The following is a 17,119-nucleotide window of genomic DNA, read 5'->3' on the forward strand; positions in this document are numbered from 1 at the left end:
TGTATGAAATCAATCACGCAACACTTTTTCTTTCGGCCAATTATTGTTTCGGTGATAGCACTCTTGCTCGTGTGGTACAAGGCGGGAGCATCTGCATTTTTGCTCGTCACCGTGCTTGCGATACTGGAAACAACACTTTCTTTTGATAATGCTGTGGTGAACGCGAAAGTACTTGAGCGAATGAGCCCACTCTGGCAGCGTCGTTTTCTCACGTGGGGTATTCTCATTGCGGTCGTGGGGACACGTTTTGTACTTCCTATACTCATTGTGAGTACTGCGCTTTGGATGTCGCCATGGTACATCACGACACTCGCGATACAAGACCCTGCGGCATACGGACATCTGCTTGAAAGTGTTCATGGGACCATTACCGCATTTGGCGGCATGTTTCTTCTTATGGTCTCACTCAAATATTTTTTCAATAAGACGAAGGATGTGCATTGGATACACAGAGTAGAGGCGCACCTAGTGAAGTGGGGACGAATCGAGGCTATCGAAATAGCACTTGCGCTCACACTCCTTGCAATCCTAGCATCGGTCACGCACTTTAGCCCCGTATCGGTACTTATTGCAGGCATTGTGGGTATTGTCCTTTTTATCATTATGGAAGGAGTGGCCGGCTCACTCTCACTTGAGGCAGGAGAGGTGGCACAGAGTGGCGCGACACTCTTTGTGTATCTCAACATACTCGACTCAGCCTTTTCACTCGATGGTGTGGTAGGAGCATTTGCACTCACAACGAACCTACTCATTATTGTGGTGGGTTTGGGTATTGGTGCGTACTTCGTCCGTGCGCTCACACTCTATATGGTGGAACAGAAGACGCTCACCCAACTTGTATATCTCGAACACGGCGCTCATTGGGCAATATTGGGGCTCGCTATTGCAATGCTCGCTAATCTTATTATTCATGCTCCCGAGGTGGTGACGGGGCTTATCGGACTTGTTTTTGTAACGCTTGCATACCGATCATCAATACGAGAGAGCAAAATGAAAGCATAGAATATGAAAAAAGTCGTCGTGAATGACAAAATGCAAGACGGATATACCTACATGTGCACTGAGCCCATGGGGGAACACTTTCATCCTGGTTTTAAACCACACCTCACCCCCAAAAGAAATGCTCGAACTCGGTGTTTTCGGTGGTCTCTACATGACAGATTGCAGAAAAGAATTTCCCAAATCTTGGTTTACGCATGCCAAGCTCTCGCTTGATGGGAAGCGACACAAGGAACTTAATTATTTTAAAGTAAATGCAAGTCAGTCGTTGACTGTTTGGAAAGAAAAAGGATGGATACATGAGGACGACCCACGAGGCTGGTTTCAGTGGTGTTGTAGGTACTATAGCGGTAGACGGCATGAAGACGACGAAAGGCAAATAAAACGATGGCGTAATTTTGCGCGCCATGCCCATCAGGTAGCACACAACTGCATGCCAGGGGATCTCACGTGTCGCCCGCGCCAACGACAGGCACTCCTCCACTTTGCCTACGACAGTAGAAATATCTGATACACTAGTGCTATATGGAAGGAGCTGAATTAGCAGGAGTAGTCATTATCACGTTTGTGATTGCAACTGGTATGGGTTACTACGTCATGCGTCTCATTTTGGGTGTGTAAGTATACTAGACATTGGCACAATACTGCATTCTGGACGAACGAGTGGAGCCACGTGTATACTTATTGAAGGTAGATTTCGAGGTTTTAGTTACTACATATAAATACTATGAAAAGATTTCTAGAGGATTTTAAAGCGTTTGCCATGAAGGGAAATGTGATGGATCTCGCTGTTGCGGTGGTTATAGGAGGGGCGTTCGGGAAGATTGTGTCCTCACTCGTGGACACCATTATTATGCCGACCGTGGGGCTTTTGCTTGGTGGCGTCGACTTTACCGGATGGGGCTTCAAAGTTGGGGACTCAATCATTGCATATGGAAAATTTGTACAAGCGACAGCGGACTTCGTAATTATCGCGTTCGTGATTTTTGTCGTAATGCATTTTCTACACTCGTTTGAAAAGAAAAAGGAACTAGAGATTAAAGTAGAGCCTGAGCCAAAGCCTGATGAAACAGTAATCTTGCTTCAGGAGATACGTGACCTGTTAAAAGAGAGGGAATAAGAGGAAAAAAGCCCCGGATACCAAAGGTATCCGGGGCTTTTTCGATACTCCAGAACACACTCACTCATCACGCAAGTCTTGCGCGGCACAACATCCTGTTGCTATCCACAGGGTAGGGAAAGGTCCTTACTCAAAAACCCTAGACTTTGCATACAGAGTACGATTATAAGCCACAGTTTGTATTTTTTTGACGCGTGGTATCATTCATATAACACACGCACTTGCTCTTCGTGTGATGGCAGACACCTTCATCGTAACCACAATGTACTGTGGCCTGTTTAGGAGCCCTCTATACATTCGCGTACCGAGAGAAATTTACTTCACCAACCTTACACATAACTAACTGCATTACTGCGCTATGATCACCACAATTACCAAGCGAAACGGCATGGTTGTTCCATTTGACCCGACGAAGATTGTTATCGTTATGAAGAAAGCATTTGCTGCAGAGCAAGTTTCCGTAGATGACGCAGCGCTCGAGCAAATGACTCAGCGAGTCCTGGCTAGTCTCGGGACACTCTGTGAAGGGAAAGAACACTGCCCCACGGTAGAACAGGTGCAGGACTTGGTAGAGAACACCCTCATGGAGCGCGGATACTTTGGTGTGGCAAAGTCGTATATTCTCTATCGTTTCAAACAAAGTGAAGAGCGCAAGCAGGAGGTGGTCAAAGAAATCGAAGAGCAACGCCTTACTATCGAGCGTACGGACGGCAGTGTCGAGCAGTTTTCTCGCGAAAAGATGCATGCGTACTTGAGTGAATTTATGGAAGGGTACACCAATGAGGTCAATCTCGAAGAGATTGTGTCTCAGGTAGAGCGCGAAGTGTATGACGGTATCAAAACTTCCGAAATGGCAAAGTTGGTCACACTGGTACTTCGCTCACGTATTGAGGAAGACCCTGCGTACTCAGTTGTTGCTGCGCGTCAATTGGCACGCCGTATTGCTGATGAAGCGGTGGGTAATTTTAATACAGTTCCGAAAGCGGAGCGTGTGAGTGCATACAAGAATGCCTTTGTTCGAAATATCAAGCGCGGTGTTGAAGCAAAAAAATATGATACGACACTTCTTGGGTACAACCTTGAGGCACTTGCTCTTGCATTGAAGCCAGAGCGAGACGACCTTTTCAAGTATCTCGGTATTGAGACACTCAACGACCGCTACTTCGTGCGTGTGGAAGGCAAACTTCTCGAAACCGCACAGATTATGTGGATGCGTATCGCGATGGGCCTTGCGCTTAATGAAAAGGATAAAGAAGCACGAGCGATTGAATTTTATAACATTATGTCGCTCATGCGTTTTGTGCCTTCAACGCCAACGCTCTTCCATGCAGGCACACCACATCCACAACTTTCTTCTTGTTACCTCAATGTGGTGGAAGACGACTTGAAACACATATTTAAGGTGTATGGCGACAATGCCATGCTCGCCAAGTGGGCAGGAGGTATTGGTACTGCGTGGAGCAAACTGCGTGGCATGGGAGCAGAGATCAAGGCTGCTGGTATCACCTCACAAGGAGTGATTCCATTCCTTAAGATTGCGAACGACGTGACGGTTGCTATCAATCGCTCAGGGCGTCGTCGTGGGGCCTCTTGCGTGTATATGGAAAACTGGCATGTCGACTTTGAGGACTTTCTCGAGTTGCGCAAGAATACTGGTGATGAGCGTCGCCGCACCCACGACATGAATACTGCCGCGTGGGTATCCGACCTCTTCATGAAGCGTGTTAAGGAGGATGGGCAGTGGACACTCTTTTCTCCTGATGAGGCCATCGACCTTACCGAGACTTATGGTAAGAAATTTGAAGAATTGTATGTGAAGTACGAAGAAATGGCTGACCGTGGTGAAATTAAGACCTTCAAGCACGTGCGCGCAAAAGATATGTGGAAGAAAATGCTTGGCATGCTCTTTGAGACTGGTCACCCATGGATTACCTTTAAGGACCCATCAAACCTCCGCTCACCACAAGACCATGCAGGCGTGGTACATAGTTCAAATCTCTGTACCGAAATTACCCTCAACACATCAGCAGAGGAGACTGCAGTGTGTAATCTAGGCTCAATCAATTATCCAAAGCACATCATTAACGGTGTCTTTGACAAAAGTATGGTAAAGGAAACCATCACTACCGCGATGCGCATGCTCGACAATGTGATTGATCTCAACTTCTATCCTACCGTGGAAGCGCGTACTTCAAATATACGCCATCGCCCCGTCGGTCTGGGTATCATGGGCTTTCAGGATGCTCTGTACCTCCTCAATATTCCTTTTGGTTCAGACGAGTGTGTGACTTTTTCGGATACCTCTATGGAGATAATTGCGTATAACGCGATTCTTGCATCGACCGACCTCGCGCGCGAACGTGGTGCGTACCAGAGTTTCAAGGGCTCAAAGTGGGATCGTGGCATTTTCCCGATTGACACTATCGCACTCCTTGAGGCAGATCGCGGTATGTCGACTGGTATCGACCGCACCGAGCGTCTCGACTGGAGTGTTGTCCGCGAAGCGGTAAAGCAGTACGGTATGAGAAACAGTAACACCATGGCAGTCGCGCCAACCGCAACGATTGCCAATATTGCTGGTTCTATTCCGGGCAACGAACCAATCTACAAAAACATCTATGTAAAGGCCAATATCTCAGGGGACTTTGTGGTGGTGAATCCGTACCTTGTCGATGATCTTAAGAAAATTGGACTCTGGGATGCAGAAATGCTCGGAGCGATAAAGTACAACGACGGCAGTCTTGCCAATATCCCGAGTGTCCCTATGGAACTCAAGATAAAGTACAAGGAGACTTTTGAAATCGATATGCGTTGGCTGGTAAAGGCGGCTGCATATCGCGGTAAATGGATTGACCAATCACAGTCACTCAACATCTTCTTTAATGGTACCTCAGGAAAAGAAATTTCAGATCTCTATATGTACGCATGGGAGATTGGGCTCAAGACTACCTATTACCTCAGGTCACTCGCTGCAACACAGGTAGAAAAGTCTACTGTTGGTACTGCAGGGACACACCTTCGTAAGGATGCAGATTCAGGAGTACAACAAGACGTCACCTTTGGCGCAGCACCCACAGCGGGGGAAGTGGCAACACCGGTAGGGAGCAGAATGGCAGCAGTGGTGGTAGAGAAAGTGGCACCAGTTGCGGTTGCCACCCCATCTCCATTTGTCGCAGTAGTAGAAGAGACTACGATAGTAGTAGCAACACCAAAGACACCTATCAGACTCCATATTGCCGAGGAAGCACTCTGCGAGTCATGTCAATAGGACAATAAATAATAGAAAATAGAAAATAGAAAATAGAATAGAAAATATCATTATTACACCACGTGTAATGGGCTTGTAATCTACAGTTAGGTGTGGATTAAGTGGTAGAATAGTTTTCCCATTCAATATTATATATTTTAATAGTTTATTTTTTCAGCATGGCTATAACCAAGAATGCACCACCAGTCGATATCAACAAGCGCCGCGCGATAAATGGCGAGGATGCTGATGTGATTCAACTCTATCCTATGCAACATAAGTGGGCATGGGAGTACTACAACGCCGCAAATGCCAATCACTGGCTTCCGACAGAGATTTCGATGCAACTCGATATCGAGCAATGGAAGTCAAAGACTGCGCTCACACAAGATGAGCGACATGCATTCGAGACCGTGCTTGGTTTTTTCACGACTGCAGACTCCATTGCAGCCAACAACATTACGATTGCAAACTACCGCCACATCACGTCGCCAGAGATTCGTATGTATCTCCTCCGTCAGGCATACGAAGAGGCTATCCATACACATGCGTATCAGTACATTGTGGAATCACTCGCTATGGATGAGGCAAAGATTTTTAACATGTATCGCGAGCGCGATGCTATCTACAACAAAGCAAGTTTCATTCTCTCATTCAACGAAGGTATTTTTGATCCGACGTTTAAGACCGGCACCTTCGAGAACGACCAAAAGTATCTCGAAAACCTCTGCGTCTTCTCACTTATTCTAGAGGGTATCTTCTTCTACTCATCGTTTGCGGTGATGTTTGGTTTCCAGCGCCAGCATAAACTCACGGGAAGTGCAGAGCAGATTCAGTACATCATGCGTGATGAATCGATGCATCTTAACTTTGGTTGCCAACTCATCAATACCATCCGCGAAGAACAGCCCGAACTATGGACACAGGAATTTCAAGATAAAATTGTGGGCTACGTGAGGGAAGCAGCACGCCTCGAGTACACCTACGCACAGGAGGTATTTCCATCTGGAATCTTTGGCATGAATGCCGCAGGTTTCCGTCAGTACATCGAGCATATTGCCGATCGTCGTCTTGAACGCGTAGGTCTTCCTGTACAATTTGGTGTCGCAAACCCATTCCCCTGGATGAGTGAGGCCATTGATCTTCCAAAGGAAAAAAACTTCTTCGAAACCCGAGTTACTGAGTATAAGACTGGCGGTGCGTTGAACTGGTGACCGAAAAATAACGGGCAGAGCCCGTATATTTTTCGAGTGGCCAAAAATTAAGAAGCGCAAGCGACTATAATTTCTGAGCCTGTGGCCTAGAAGTCACAGAGCGCAGCGGCAATGACTTCTGGTCTGTCATAATTTTGTATTCATAATCAAAATTATGACCAAGGTTTTTCTCTCACAATGAAAAAGTAGACCAAGGAGTTTTTTCTTCCCCCCGGAAGAAAAAACGAGGCCGCAAGACCCTGTAGCGAATCCATAAGCAGACCCCCTATATCTCATCGTATATTAAATACGCCTCGACTTATTTTATTCGCACGCCTCGCACCTGAGGGCTTTTAGCGCGTTTGGTTTACGATGTCGCACATTTATAAAATTTCCTTCAATAAAAAATCCCCCGGACATAGTCGCGGGGGGTGAGGAGGAGGTCTTGTCACGTTAGTGCGAAAGAGTGCTTTTGGCTTCGCTTGCGCATGCCTTCTGAATACTTTCCAGTATTTCTGGAGGATACTGGCGTGCAAAGCGAATTGCACACAACTTATGGATTACTTTCGCTGCTTCATCGATAGTGCAGACGCAAGACGTGACGAGCTCTTCTTCGAGTTTTTTGAGCCCCTCGACTGTTCGCACGCCGAGCGCAGAGAGGTCGTCTTCAAGTTTCTCGAAGACTCCATCCGCACCAGATTTGGCGAAATTTAATGCAATGGCAACTACGGAGTTGCGTGCGTTAGTAAGAACATCAGACATGTTTTTCTCCTGTTGTGTAGTCAAAACTGACTTTGGTACTATGACACAATTTATTATAAATAGCAACACACTATCAAACACTGAAATTTTTTGGTGGGGTGGGTGTATATAGAAGTAATACACAATCATTTTGATATACTTAACCCCATGCGACTTCCGATATTGCTACTGATACTTATTGCCACGCTCTTTGGGAGCGGTTTTTGGTATCAATATATCGATACGACCTGCCGCACTCCAGTGTATTACCATGTAGGTAGTGTAGACGAACGTTTCGGTGCATCAAAAGATGAAATAAAGGGCATTGCAATGAACGCGGAGTTACTCTGGGAGGATGCACTCCATACTGACTTGTTTGTATACAGTGATAATGAAAAAGGAGTGCCCATTAACCTCATTTTTGATGAGCGCCAAGAGGAGGCAGACAGGGAGGAGGAGTTGCGGGCAGATCTTGAAGCAAAAGAGGGGATGAGCGAAAGTGTGAGCACACAATATGAAGCCCTTATAGTAAAATTTCGTACCCTTAAAAAAGAATATGAATCACGTGTGGTGGCATATGAAGCAACACTCGAGAAGTACAATACTGAAGTATCGAAATGGAATGCTAAGGGTGGTGCTCCAGAAAACATTCTACAAGAACTTCAGCAAAAAAGTGCCACCCTTTCTAAGGAGCAAAACTCACTTCAGAAGCTTGCCAGAGAACTCAATACTATTGCAGAAAATTTAAACAATATAGGAGCACGCGGCAATGCACTCGTTACCGATTACAACAGCATTGTCGAAAAATATAATAAGGAGTTTAATGATTCGCGTGAATTTGCTCAGGGAGATTATGCAGACAAGGTCATCAATATCTATCAGTATGATTCGGAAGAAGAACTCACGATAGTACTCGCACACGAGTTTGGGCATGCGCTTTCCCTTGGGCATGTGGAGGGTGAGAACTCGATTATGTACTACCTCATGGGCAAGCAAACATCAGCAGCGGGCGTGCAGGCACCCGATATCACAGAATATACGAATGTCTGTCGTGAAAAGAGCATATTTGAAAGTATTGTAGCTCTTTTCCGAAAGGGATAACGCTTTTTGCACTTTACTCGAGGGTGCTGTACCATTGTTGTATTACATATTTGTCCAGAATACTTAGTGTTTTAAAGGAGTAGTCTGGGTGGATTTTTATAATTAAAATAATCTTTAATCATATGTTTCAAGAATCATACATGCGCAAGATTGTTGCACTCGCTGGAGTGATGGCTATTATTGCGCTCGGTGCGTACACGTACTATACCCTAAAGCAGGCTCAGTATATGTATGCGGGTCCAACTACTATTTCAGTCACGGGTGTCGGAGAAGTATTTGCAAAGCCAGATATCGCAACATTCAATTTTACTGTTGAAGCAAAGGAGGCAGATGAAAGCACAACACAATCAAAGTCTGCAGAGAAGGTCAACGCAATACTTGCATACCTCAAGGAACAAGGGGTTGAAGAAAAAGATGTAAAAACAGAGGGGTATAGTCTTTCTCCACGATATGAGTATCCACAGGTACGGTGTACCGAATGGAGTTGTCCTCCACAGGGTGAGCCAAAACTTATTGGGTACCAAGTAAGTCAGACGGTAACCGTGAAGGTTCGTGACACTGAAAAGGCAGGGGGTCTCCTCTCAGGTGTGGGTGAAAAAGGAGCAACAAATATAAGCGGACTATCGTTTACTATTGATGATGTAAATAAGGCAAAGACAGAGGCTCGTGAAAAGGCTATTGCTGATGCTAAAGAACAGTCAGAAGTACTTGCAAAGAATCTTGGTGTACGTATTGTACGGATGAATGGCTATTGGGAGGAATCAGATGGTGGTTATCCGATTGCGTATGGTATGGGAGGTGATATGAAGTTTGATGCAATGAGCGCGCGAGCAGAGAGTGTTGCACCCGAACTTCCAAAGGGCGAGAATACTATTACGGTACGCGTAAACCTTACCTACGAGATTAAGTAGGAAGAGCGGAGAGGGAACAACAGAAACCGCAGGCCTCTGGCCTGCGGTTTCTGTTGTTTGACACCCGATATATATCTGGTACTATTGTACATGAATCGCCCTGGGGGCGTTTTAATTTTGCTAACATAAATCATATCGTATGAACTCATTTATCAACTACATCAAAGATACTGTTGCTGAGATGAAGCATGTATCATGGCCAACCAATATGCAGGCATCGACGTACACGGTACTCGTCGTAGTCATATCAGCAGTTGCTGCAGTATATCTCGGCGTATTCGACTTCCTTTTCCAGCAGGGACTCAATTGGTTTGTGAAGTAAATATTTAATAGTTATTTATTAAAATGGAGAGTAATGAATAGATAGAGCTGGTGCGCCGTAAAAATTTATTAGGAATAAAATTTTTCGGCGGCCAAGGATTTCTAGACTCGTTACACTCGTAAGAAATCTGGCATGGCTAAACAATATACAAGCGGGGAACGACAGTGGTATGCAATCCACACCTATTCAGGATATGAAAATGCAGTGGCACGAAACTTAAAACAGCGTATTGAGTCACTCGGCATGCAAGACAGGATTTTTGACGTGATTGTCCCCACTGAAAAAAAGATTCGTGTGAAAGGAGGGAAGCGCGTTACCGAGGAAGAACGCATCTATCCAGGATACGTACTCGTCAACATGATCGTCACTGATGACTCATGGTATGTGGTGCGCAACACTCCTCGCGTAACAGGCTTTGTGGGTAGCGGTACACAACCAGTACCCCTCCGCGATGAGGAGCTAAGTGCGCTCCTTGGCCGCATGAAGGACGAAACACCAAAACACCATGTCGACCTTTCAATCGACGATTTGGTCATGATTGTTGATGGCCCCTTCAAGGATCTTGAGGGTAAGGTGGGAGAGGTTGATGAGGCGCGTGGGAAGGTAAAGGTTCTTGTGGCCATGTTTGGTCGCGAGACTCCTGTTGAACTCGATTTCCTTCAGTTAAAGAAACTGTAGAGGGGACGCAGAATGGCGTATCTTGCGAATTGCCCATATTTCTTGTAGGATACGCAGGCTTCTAGAGAGGCCTGGTATGGAACAGGCACCTCGCAAAATAATAATCAAATTTAATTATACAAGTGTAGCAGTATAGAACAGTGCGTCTAAAAATTCATTAGGAATAGAATTTTTAGACGGCCAAGATTTTCTAAACTCGCTACGCTCGTACAAAATCTAGGCATGGCTAAAAAATTAGTAAAGAAAATCAAAGTACAGGCCACCGGTGGTAAGGCAACACCAGCGCCACCACTTGGGCCAGTACTCGGACAAGCTGGTATCAATATCGGAGAGTTCGTCAATCAATTCAATGAGAAGACGCGCGAACGTATGGGCGAAATCGTACCAATTGAGATTAACGTCTATGATGATCGCAGTTTCGACTTCATTACAAAGACTTCTCCGGCCTCTCGCCTTATTCTAAAAGCGATTGGCAAGGATAAGGGCTCAGGAAAAAATCTTGTTTCAAAAGCAGGAGAAATCACCAAAGCACAAGTTCGAGAAATCGCCGAAATAAAGATGGTAGACCTTTCAGCAAACGACATCGAACAAGCTATGAAAATCATCGAAGGTACCTGTAGGAGCATGGGCGTCAAAGTGGTATAGACCACCTTAACAGACCTTGCCTCATAACCGAAAATATTAAAAGCCCCGCGCCAAAGGCGCGGGGCTTTTAATATTACATATCTGTGGTATAATCTTTTCCGAGCAAAGTGCTCATTTTTGTTTTTTCACGAAATAGGGGAGTTCATCATGAACCTGCAAGAAAATGTTGTACTAAAAGGTCGCAAAATTGGGATGTTCGAAGCAGTTTCTTCAACGGGGTTGGGGGAGAATTTTAAACTCCGACTTCTCACCATCTGTGACGCGGGATTGCTACTTCTTCAAAACAATGGGGAGAGCAGTTCATGGGTGTTGCCGGCTGCGATGCAAAAGGCTGGTAACCCATCTCTAATGGCAATCGCACTGAGAGCGATTCCACATGACATTATCAACGTGAGCGAGATGGGGGAAACCTCTCCTCGTGATTTCCTATGTGCGACGGATAGTGAAGATGGCCACAGGACAGTTTTTGCCGGGATTGTGGTCCCTAAGAAGGCTGTATTACGTTCATCTCGCACCGTGTACCAGTGGGTGAAATCACCCACGGAACTCATGGAGCTTTTCGGGTTTATGAACTGGAAATCGCCAGAAGCCATTTTCATTCGCATGGCAGTTGATGCTGCAAATCAAGCAGGTCTAATTTCATGGGGGACGAAGGTTCATTAGTCACGCAAGAGCGACTCACTGAAGTCGCAAAAGAAAACAATAGGGGCGCTCAATATCGGCGCCCCTTTTTTCGTGATTGATTTGTTCACCCTTGCACATTTTTATTTTTCAAGTGTGAGCCATGTGTAGGGGGGGGTGTACTCGAGGTGTTGCTCCTCACTCAGTACAGTTGAGAATGCACTGTAGTCAGGAAAGAAGGCATCTGCGTCCGCATCGTGTGCCTCAATGCGCGTGAGATAGAGACGGTCGGTGATGCCAATTGCTTCTTTGTATACACTCGCTCCTCCGAAGATAAAGATTTCCTCTTTTTCTACTTGCTTTGCACTCTTTAATGCTTCACCCAGTGAAGTAACAACGACACATCCAGGTACCTCTTTTGGCTCCCACGAGAGAATGATATTTGTACGGCCAGGAAGTGGACGTCCAATCGAAAGGTATGTATTCCACCCCATGATAATGGGATGCCCCATCGTGAGTTCTTTCACCCGTTTTAAGTCAGCGCTGATACGCCAAATAAGCTCGTTTTTCTTCCCAAGTTCACGGTTTTGCCCCACCGCTGCAATGATACTCATTCGAGGTGTGCTCATTAAGAGATTATGACATATTAAGCCCAGGTTGTCTTTTTGAACTTAGGGAGCACGAATGTATAATATTCCAATGTCACAGTTTGAAATTGAGGTAAAGAGTCTCCTTGGAGAAAAACAAAATGCAGATGCGCTTAAGGCGAAGATGCAAGAACTTGATCCCACATGTACATGTGTGAGTACAAATATTCAGCTCAATCATTATTTTATTGGAGGAAATTTAGAAGATCTTTTTGAAAAGACAGGGATGTTATTTTCCGAAGAAATTAAGGAAAAATTCAGACACATTGCAGAGAAGGGGACTGATTTTTCTGTGAGGACACGACAGAGAGACGATGAAGTGTTGCTTGTAGTAAAAGCATCGGTCGGTGAAGGGACAAGTTCAAATGGTATCTCACGACTTGAGTTCGAAGAAGCTGTCCCCGCGTCACTTGATGAACTAGACCAACTTGTTCTCGATGCTGGATTTTCATATCAGGCTAAATGGTCTCGAGAACGCGAGGAGTATGCGTATAAAGGCATGAACGTGTGTCTCGATAGGAATGCGGGATACGGGTATCTTGCTGAGTTTGAAAAGGTGGTTTATGACGATGCTGTACTCAATGAAGTCCGAGAAGAGATTGATTTTGTCATGCAAGAACTTGGAGTAGAGGAACTTATGCAGGAGAGACTTGAAAGAATGTTTGAGCACTATAATTCAAATTGGCAGGACTATTATGGGACGGAACGTACTTTTATTATTGAATAATTCTAAAAAAGTATGTTTCTTTCCGATGTGGATATAAAAAAGGGAATAGAAAGTGGTGCAATAATCATACAACCATTTGATGAGTCTCGGTTACAACTCGCGAGTTATGATGTGACTCTCGGGAATGAGTTTGAAGTAGTGGATAGACATCTCGTGCAAGCATCAGACCCAGCTCGAAAAATATATCCCGTCACACGTAAGTTCGAAGTTGCTGACGACGAAGAATTCGTACTTCATCCAGGAGAAAACGTGCTCGGAAAACAACGTGAGTTTATTGGTGTCGATAACGAGCACCTCATTTTACTCTCGGGGAAGAGTAGTTTGGCACGTGTCGGTCTTGTTGTTCACAACACCGCTATGCTTTTTAATCCAGGACATCATTTCTACCCCACATTTGAGTTAGTGAATAGCAGTAATGTCCCTATCATTCTCCGTCCCGGCATGCCGATTGCGCAACTTCTTTTTGCTCGACTTACATCACCGACAAGCAAGGAATATATGGGTGAAAATGGCGTGGGTCGCTTCGATGCAAAAAATTCTAATCATTTTGCAGAACCAAAAAATTAATTTCTAACATATTTTTTATGAATGATAGACATCCAGAGTATCAATATCTCGATCTGTGTAAAGATATTTTAGAAAATGGCGCAGATAAACAACTCTTTTTTAATGACGTTGTCCTTGAGGAGTATAAGAAAAAAGGAGAAACACCACCGTTTATACGCTCCGTGTTTGGGAGACAGATGCGATTTGATTTAAGTGATGGTTCTTTCCCCTTGCTGACGACCAAGAAGACCTTTTGGCGAGGTATCGTTACCGAATTACTTTGGTTTCTCTCAGGGAGTTCAAACATCAAACCACTTCTTGATGTAAATAATCACATATGGGACGAATGGGCATGGAAGCATTTTCAGATGTGGGCAACAGATGCTGAGAAAAGTGAGCATAAAGATATTACACAAGATGAGTTCATAGCAAAACTAACTGCGCTCCCTTCTAACGATCCGTTTGTAGTGAAGTGGGCAGACCTCATTACTATTTACGGACGCATGTGGCGTAGGTGGCCAGCAAAGGATGGTCGTGAGATTGATCAGCTTGGGTGGGTTATCAAAGGTCTCATGACAAAGCCGGATCGAAAATCATATGTCGTGAGTGCGTGGAACCCCGACTTTATTTATGAAATGGCATCGGAAGGACAAAAATCACACGTCCCTCCGTTTTGTCATACTATGTTCCAATTCCAGGTTGCGAATGGGAAACTGAACCTTGGTCTCTACCAACGGTCTGGGGACCTCTTTCTTGGGGTACCATTCAACATTGCAAGTTACGCACTCCTACTCCTTATGGTCTCTCATGTTACCAAGATCCCACCAGGAGAATTAGTGCACACGTTTGGTGATGTGCATATCTATTCAAACCACTTTGATCAAGTGAAGGAGCAACTTACACGTGAACCATATCCATTCCCGACGGTAAAACTCAACGAGAATATCACTGACATTGATGCCTTTACGGCAAGTGACATAACGCTTGAGGGCTATCAGTCACACGACTCAATAAAAGCAGAGATAGCGAATATTGGTGGATTCACAGAGACGAAGAAAAATTAATGTAATGGAACCTGTATTAAGCACATGATCTGACACCCGCACAACCGAAGATTACTACTAAGATATTTTTTGATATGGATTACGCATATATAGAGAAGCAGGATAAGGAGGTATTTGAGGCACTCCGTGGAGAGGAGGAGCGCGAGGCGAAGGGGCTCGAACTCATACCGAGTGAAAACTACGTGTCGCGCGCGGTACGCGAAGCGAACGGTTCTGTGTTCACCAATAAGTATTCTGAAGGATACCCCGGGAAGCGCTACTATGGCGGGCAGGAGTTTACCGACATGATAGAAACAATCGCCATTGAACGTGCGAAGAAACTTTTTAATTGTGCATACGCAAACGTCCAGTCGCTCTCAGGCGCACCGGCAAATGCTGCAATGTACTTTGCGCTCCTTGAGCCCGGCGACACCGTGCTCGGCATGGACCTCTCCCATGGGGGACATCTCACCCACGGGCACCCAACCACTTCTATCAATAAAGTGTTTAACTTTGTACGGTACAAGATGAAGGACGTGAATACCGGAGAGATAGACTACGACCACCTTCGCCAAGTGGCACTCGAGCACAAGCCAAAGATTATCCTTGCAGGATTTTCTGCATACAGTCGGGAGCTCGAATATGCAAAGTTTGTAGAAATAGCGAAAGAAGTGGGTGCGTATACCGTGGCCGACATGGCGCATATCGCGGGGCTCATTGCGGGTAAGGCAGTGCAAAATCCGTTTGATGATGGGTTTGATGTCATTACCACCACCACACACAAGACACTCCGTGGTCCTCGTGGTGGCATGATACTCACGAGAGAAAGCGAGGAGATATCAAAGAAAATCAATAAGACAGTATTTCCGGGGACACAGGGTGGCCCACACATGAATGTTATTGCAGGGAAGGCCGTTGCCTTTGGTGAAGCGATGTCGCCCAAGTTTAAGGAGTATGCCGAGCAGATTTTGAAGAACGCAAAAGCAATGGAAGCAGTCTTCCACACCGCAGGCATTCGTATGCAGGGAGGAGGAACGAGCAATCACCTCATTCTTGCCGACGTGTTTGGCTCGCTCGGTATATCAGGGAAGGAGGCAGAAGTAGCACTCGACTCAATTGGTATTACGCTCAACAAGAATATGATTGCCGATGAAACACGCTCAGCAATGGACCCATCAGGCATTCGCTTCGGTACCCCCGCAATGACCACCCGTGGCATGAAAGAAGCTGAAGCGACCAAGGTTGCAGAACTCATGGTAGAGCGTCTCAAGAGTATTACCGATGAAGCAAAAGCAAAAGAACTCAAAGTAGCGGTAGAAACACTCTGCATGAAATTCCCAGTTCCTGAGAGCTTTGTTTAAAATAACTCAAATGCTCTACTTACCGTATACGTAACACCTGTTACGTATACGGTAAGCTTGGTGAAATGTGTTTTAAGTACATCTTTTCTTCTCGGATACGGTACAATACATGGAATGTTTGTGGAGTTATATAAAAAAACACGTACCTTTCTAAGTCATCATTGGCTTACCGTTGCGTTTCTCCTTGGCTTCATTCTCGACAATCTCACGCTCACACGCGTCGATCAGTTTTTCGATAACGCAGTGTTGCTCGGGTACGTAGTACTTGCGATGCTTTCTATCATTACGCTCTATGCAGGTATCGCAGAACGCTTTGGTGAGCGAGTGAGTCGCTTTTTGCGCGACAAATCACCCTTTGTGATGCAGTATGCTTTCGGTGGCCTCCTTTCAGGTATGCTCATTTTCTATGGGCGGAGCGGTTCACTTGCGAATAGTTGGCCATTCCTTCTTATGATTCTCATTGTGATTTATGGTAATGAGACCATTAAAAATCGTGGACAGCGTCTCGTGTACAACCTCGTTATATTCTTTGTGGGACTCTTTGCGTACGTGACACTCATTGTTCCCGTGTATTTAGGAAAGATGGGGCCGTGGGTTTTTGTGGGGAGTGGACTTCTTGCACTCTTTATTATGTACGTATTTTTTGGGTTAGTGACACGCATTGTACCCAATTATGTACTGCTTCAAAAACGTACTATTGTTTTTATTATCGGGCTTATCTACCTTACGTTTAATCTGCTTTATTTCACCAATCTCATCCCGCCCATTCCGCTTTCACTTAAAGAGGTGGGTATCTATCACAATGTGCTGAAATATGAGGATGGTTCCTACGAACTCACCTATGAAAACCCAAAATGGTGGGAGTGGTATCGTGCATCAGATAGTGTATTTCACTATAGCGCTGGATCAAATATCTTTTGTTTTGCATCAGTCTTTGCGCCGTCCCGTCTTATCACCGAGGTGTATCATAGATGGGAATATTATGATGAAAAGGAAGGAGAGTGGAAAGAGCACGATAGACTCTCGTACGCTATTTCTGGGGGAAGAGATGATGGGTATCGTGGGTACACGAAAATAAGTAATTTTCGTGAGGGGGAGTGGCGCTGCACCGTGGAGACAGAACGAGGGCAGGTGATAGGGCGAGAGCAATTCACCGTTGCTTCAGGGGTGCAAGGTAGTTTCGTGACACAACGTAAATAGTTTTGTATTGTGTGCAT

General features: G+C 45.3%; 17 protein-coding genes. 15 read left to right on the forward strand and 2 right to left on the reverse strand.

What is annotated here, in order from left to right; all coding sequences use genetic code 11:
- The first annotated feature begins 3 nt into the window (after positions 1-3).
- From IPH92_04575 to IPH92_04590, 4 genes are all read left to right on the forward strand, one after another.
- Positions 4-1,002 carry a DUF475 domain-containing protein gene (locus IPH92_04575; protein QQR64801.1) on the forward strand — a complete coding sequence of 333 codons (999 nt, stop codon included), beginning with the start codon at positions 4-6 and terminating at the stop codon, positions 1,000-1,002.
- A gap of 724 nt (positions 1,003-1,726) precedes the next feature.
- On the forward strand, positions 1,727-2,119 hold the full coding sequence (mscL, locus tag IPH92_04580; protein ID QQR64802.1) for a large conductance mechanosensitive channel protein MscL: 393 nt from the start codon (positions 1,727-1,729) through the stop codon (positions 2,117-2,119).
- A 358-nt stretch (positions 2,120-2,477) separates the two neighbouring features.
- Entirely contained in the window at positions 2,478-5,387 is a 2,910-nt protein-coding gene (locus IPH92_04585; GenBank protein QQR64803.1) for a ribonucleoside-diphosphate reductase subunit alpha, read from the forward strand.
- Between the two features lie 158 nt (positions 5,388-5,545).
- Positions 5,546-6,580, forward strand: a complete 1,035-nt coding sequence (locus tag IPH92_04590; protein ID QQR64804.1) for a ribonucleotide-diphosphate reductase subunit beta — start codon at positions 5,546-5,548, stop codon at positions 6,578-6,580.
- Positions 6,581-7,012: 432 nt separating this feature from the next.
- On the opposite strand, the gene IPH92_04595 is transcribed toward IPH92_04590, so the two are convergent.
- The gene (locus tag IPH92_04595) at positions 7,013-7,321 is read right to left on the reverse strand and encodes a hypothetical protein (protein QQR64805.1); all 309 of its coding nucleotides are present in this window, start codon (positions 7,319-7,321) and stop codon (positions 7,013-7,015) included.
- A 147-nt stretch (positions 7,322-7,468) separates the two neighbouring features.
- Here IPH92_04595 and IPH92_04600 point away from each other — a divergent pair, with 147 nt between their 5' ends.
- From IPH92_04600 to IPH92_04625, 6 genes are all read left to right on the forward strand, one after another.
- The gene (locus IPH92_04600) at positions 7,469-8,401 is read left to right on the forward strand and encodes a matrixin family metalloprotease (protein ID QQR64806.1); all 933 of its coding nucleotides are present in this window, start codon (positions 7,469-7,471) and stop codon (positions 8,399-8,401) included.
- A 122-nt stretch (positions 8,402-8,523) separates the two neighbouring features.
- Positions 8,524-9,312, forward strand: a complete 789-nt coding sequence (locus tag IPH92_04605; GenBank protein QQR64807.1) for an SIMPL domain-containing protein — start codon at positions 8,524-8,526, stop codon at positions 9,310-9,312.
- Positions 9,313-9,451: 139 nt separating this feature from the next.
- Positions 9,452-9,634, forward strand: coding sequence for a preprotein translocase subunit SecE (secE, locus tag IPH92_04610; GenBank protein QQR64808.1), 183 nt, complete (start codon positions 9,452-9,454; stop codon positions 9,632-9,634).
- Between the two features lie 132 nt (positions 9,635-9,766).
- Positions 9,767-10,312 carry a transcription termination/antitermination factor NusG gene (gene nusG, locus IPH92_04615; GenBank protein QQR64809.1) on the forward strand — a complete coding sequence of 182 codons (546 nt, stop codon included), beginning with the start codon at positions 9,767-9,769 and terminating at the stop codon, positions 10,310-10,312.
- 222 nt (positions 10,313-10,534) lie between these two features.
- The gene (gene rplK, locus IPH92_04620; protein ID QQR64810.1) at positions 10,535-10,957 is read left to right on the forward strand and encodes a 50S ribosomal protein L11; all 423 of its coding nucleotides are present in this window, start codon (positions 10,535-10,537) and stop codon (positions 10,955-10,957) included.
- Positions 10,958-11,104: 147 nt separating this feature from the next.
- A complete protein-coding gene (locus IPH92_04625) occupies positions 11,105-11,620 on the forward strand; it encodes a hypothetical protein (protein QQR64811.1) in 516 nt (171 codons plus the stop codon).
- A 101-nt stretch (positions 11,621-11,721) separates the two neighbouring features.
- Here the strand turns inward: IPH92_04625 and IPH92_04630 are convergent, their stop codons facing one another.
- Complete coding sequence (locus IPH92_04630) at positions 11,722-12,207, reverse strand: dihydrofolate reductase (GenBank protein ID QQR64812.1); 486 nt, start codon at positions 12,205-12,207, stop codon at positions 11,722-11,724.
- A gap of 70 nt (positions 12,208-12,277) precedes the next feature.
- On the opposite strand from IPH92_04630, the gene IPH92_04635 reads away from it, so the two are divergent.
- The 5 genes from IPH92_04635 (at position 12,278) to IPH92_04655 (ending at position 17,102) form a co-directional block, all read left to right on the forward strand.
- A complete protein-coding gene (locus tag IPH92_04635) occupies positions 12,278-12,952 on the forward strand; it encodes a CYTH domain-containing protein (protein ID QQR64813.1) in 675 nt (224 codons plus the stop codon).
- Between the two features lie 12 nt (positions 12,953-12,964).
- Positions 12,965-13,519: a dCTP deaminase gene (gene dcd / locus IPH92_04640; protein QQR64814.1), complete on the forward strand. Its 555-nt coding sequence runs from the start codon at positions 12,965-12,967 to the stop codon at positions 13,517-13,519.
- 17 nt (positions 13,520-13,536) lie between these two features.
- The gene (gene thyA / locus IPH92_04645; protein ID QQR64815.1) at positions 13,537-14,562 is read left to right on the forward strand and encodes a thymidylate synthase; all 1,026 of its coding nucleotides are present in this window, start codon (positions 13,537-13,539) and stop codon (positions 14,560-14,562) included.
- Positions 14,563-14,636: 74 nt separating this feature from the next.
- Positions 14,637-15,902 (forward strand): serine hydroxymethyltransferase, encoded by a 1,266-nt coding sequence (locus tag IPH92_04650; protein ID QQR64816.1) that lies wholly within the window; start codon positions 14,637-14,639, stop codon positions 15,900-15,902.
- A 120-nt stretch (positions 15,903-16,022) separates the two neighbouring features.
- Complete coding sequence (locus IPH92_04655) at positions 16,023-17,102, forward strand: DUF2914 domain-containing protein (protein QQR64817.1); 1,080 nt, start codon at positions 16,023-16,025, stop codon at positions 17,100-17,102.
- Positions 17,103-17,119 lie beyond the last annotated feature (17 nt).

This window comes from Candidatus Kaiserbacteria bacterium, assembly GCA_016699245.1.
Lineage (GTDB): Bacteria > Patescibacteriota > Minisyncoccia > Phycocordibacterales > UBA918 > Damh-18.

Coding starts and splice junctions, on each gene's coding strand:
- IPH92_04630 (QQR64812.1), bottom strand. CDS start 12,207: ATGAGCACACCTCGAATGAGTATCATTGCAGCGGTGGGGCAAAACCGT.
- secE (QQR64808.1), top strand. CDS start 9,452: ATGAACTCATTTATCAACTACATCAAAGATACTGTTGCTGAGATGAAG.
- IPH92_04625 (QQR64811.1), top strand. CDS start 11,105: ATGAACCTGCAAGAAAATGTTGTACTAAAAGGTCGCAAAATTGGGATG.
- IPH92_04635 (QQR64813.1), top strand. CDS start 12,278: ATGTCACAGTTTGAAATTGAGGTAAAGAGTCTCCTTGGAGAAAAACAA.
- dcd (QQR64814.1), top strand. CDS start 12,965: ATGTTTCTTTCCGATGTGGATATAAAAAAGGGAATAGAAAGTGGTGCA.
- IPH92_04590 (QQR64804.1), top strand. CDS start 5,546: ATGGCTATAACCAAGAATGCACCACCAGTCGATATCAACAAGCGCCGC.
- mscL (QQR64802.1), top strand. CDS start 1,727: ATGAAAAGATTTCTAGAGGATTTTAAAGCGTTTGCCATGAAGGGAAAT.
- thyA (QQR64815.1), top strand. CDS start 13,537: ATGAATGATAGACATCCAGAGTATCAATATCTCGATCTGTGTAAAGAT.
- IPH92_04585 (QQR64803.1), top strand. CDS start 2,478: ATGATCACCACAATTACCAAGCGAAACGGCATGGTTGTTCCATTTGAC.
- IPH92_04575 (QQR64801.1), top strand. CDS start 4: ATGAAATCAATCACGCAACACTTTTTCTTTCGGCCAATTATTGTTTCG.
- nusG (QQR64809.1), top strand. CDS start 9,767: ATGGCTAAACAATATACAAGCGGGGAACGACAGTGGTATGCAATCCAC.
- IPH92_04595 (QQR64805.1), bottom strand. CDS start 7,321: ATGTCTGATGTTCTTACTAACGCACGCAACTCCGTAGTTGCCATTGCA.
- IPH92_04605 (QQR64807.1), top strand. CDS start 8,524: ATGTTTCAAGAATCATACATGCGCAAGATTGTTGCACTCGCTGGAGTG.
- rplK (QQR64810.1), top strand. CDS start 10,535: ATGGCTAAAAAATTAGTAAAGAAAATCAAAGTACAGGCCACCGGTGGT.
- IPH92_04650 (QQR64816.1), top strand. CDS start 14,637: ATGGATTACGCATATATAGAGAAGCAGGATAAGGAGGTATTTGAGGCA.
- IPH92_04600 (QQR64806.1), top strand. CDS start 7,469: ATGCGACTTCCGATATTGCTACTGATACTTATTGCCACGCTCTTTGGG.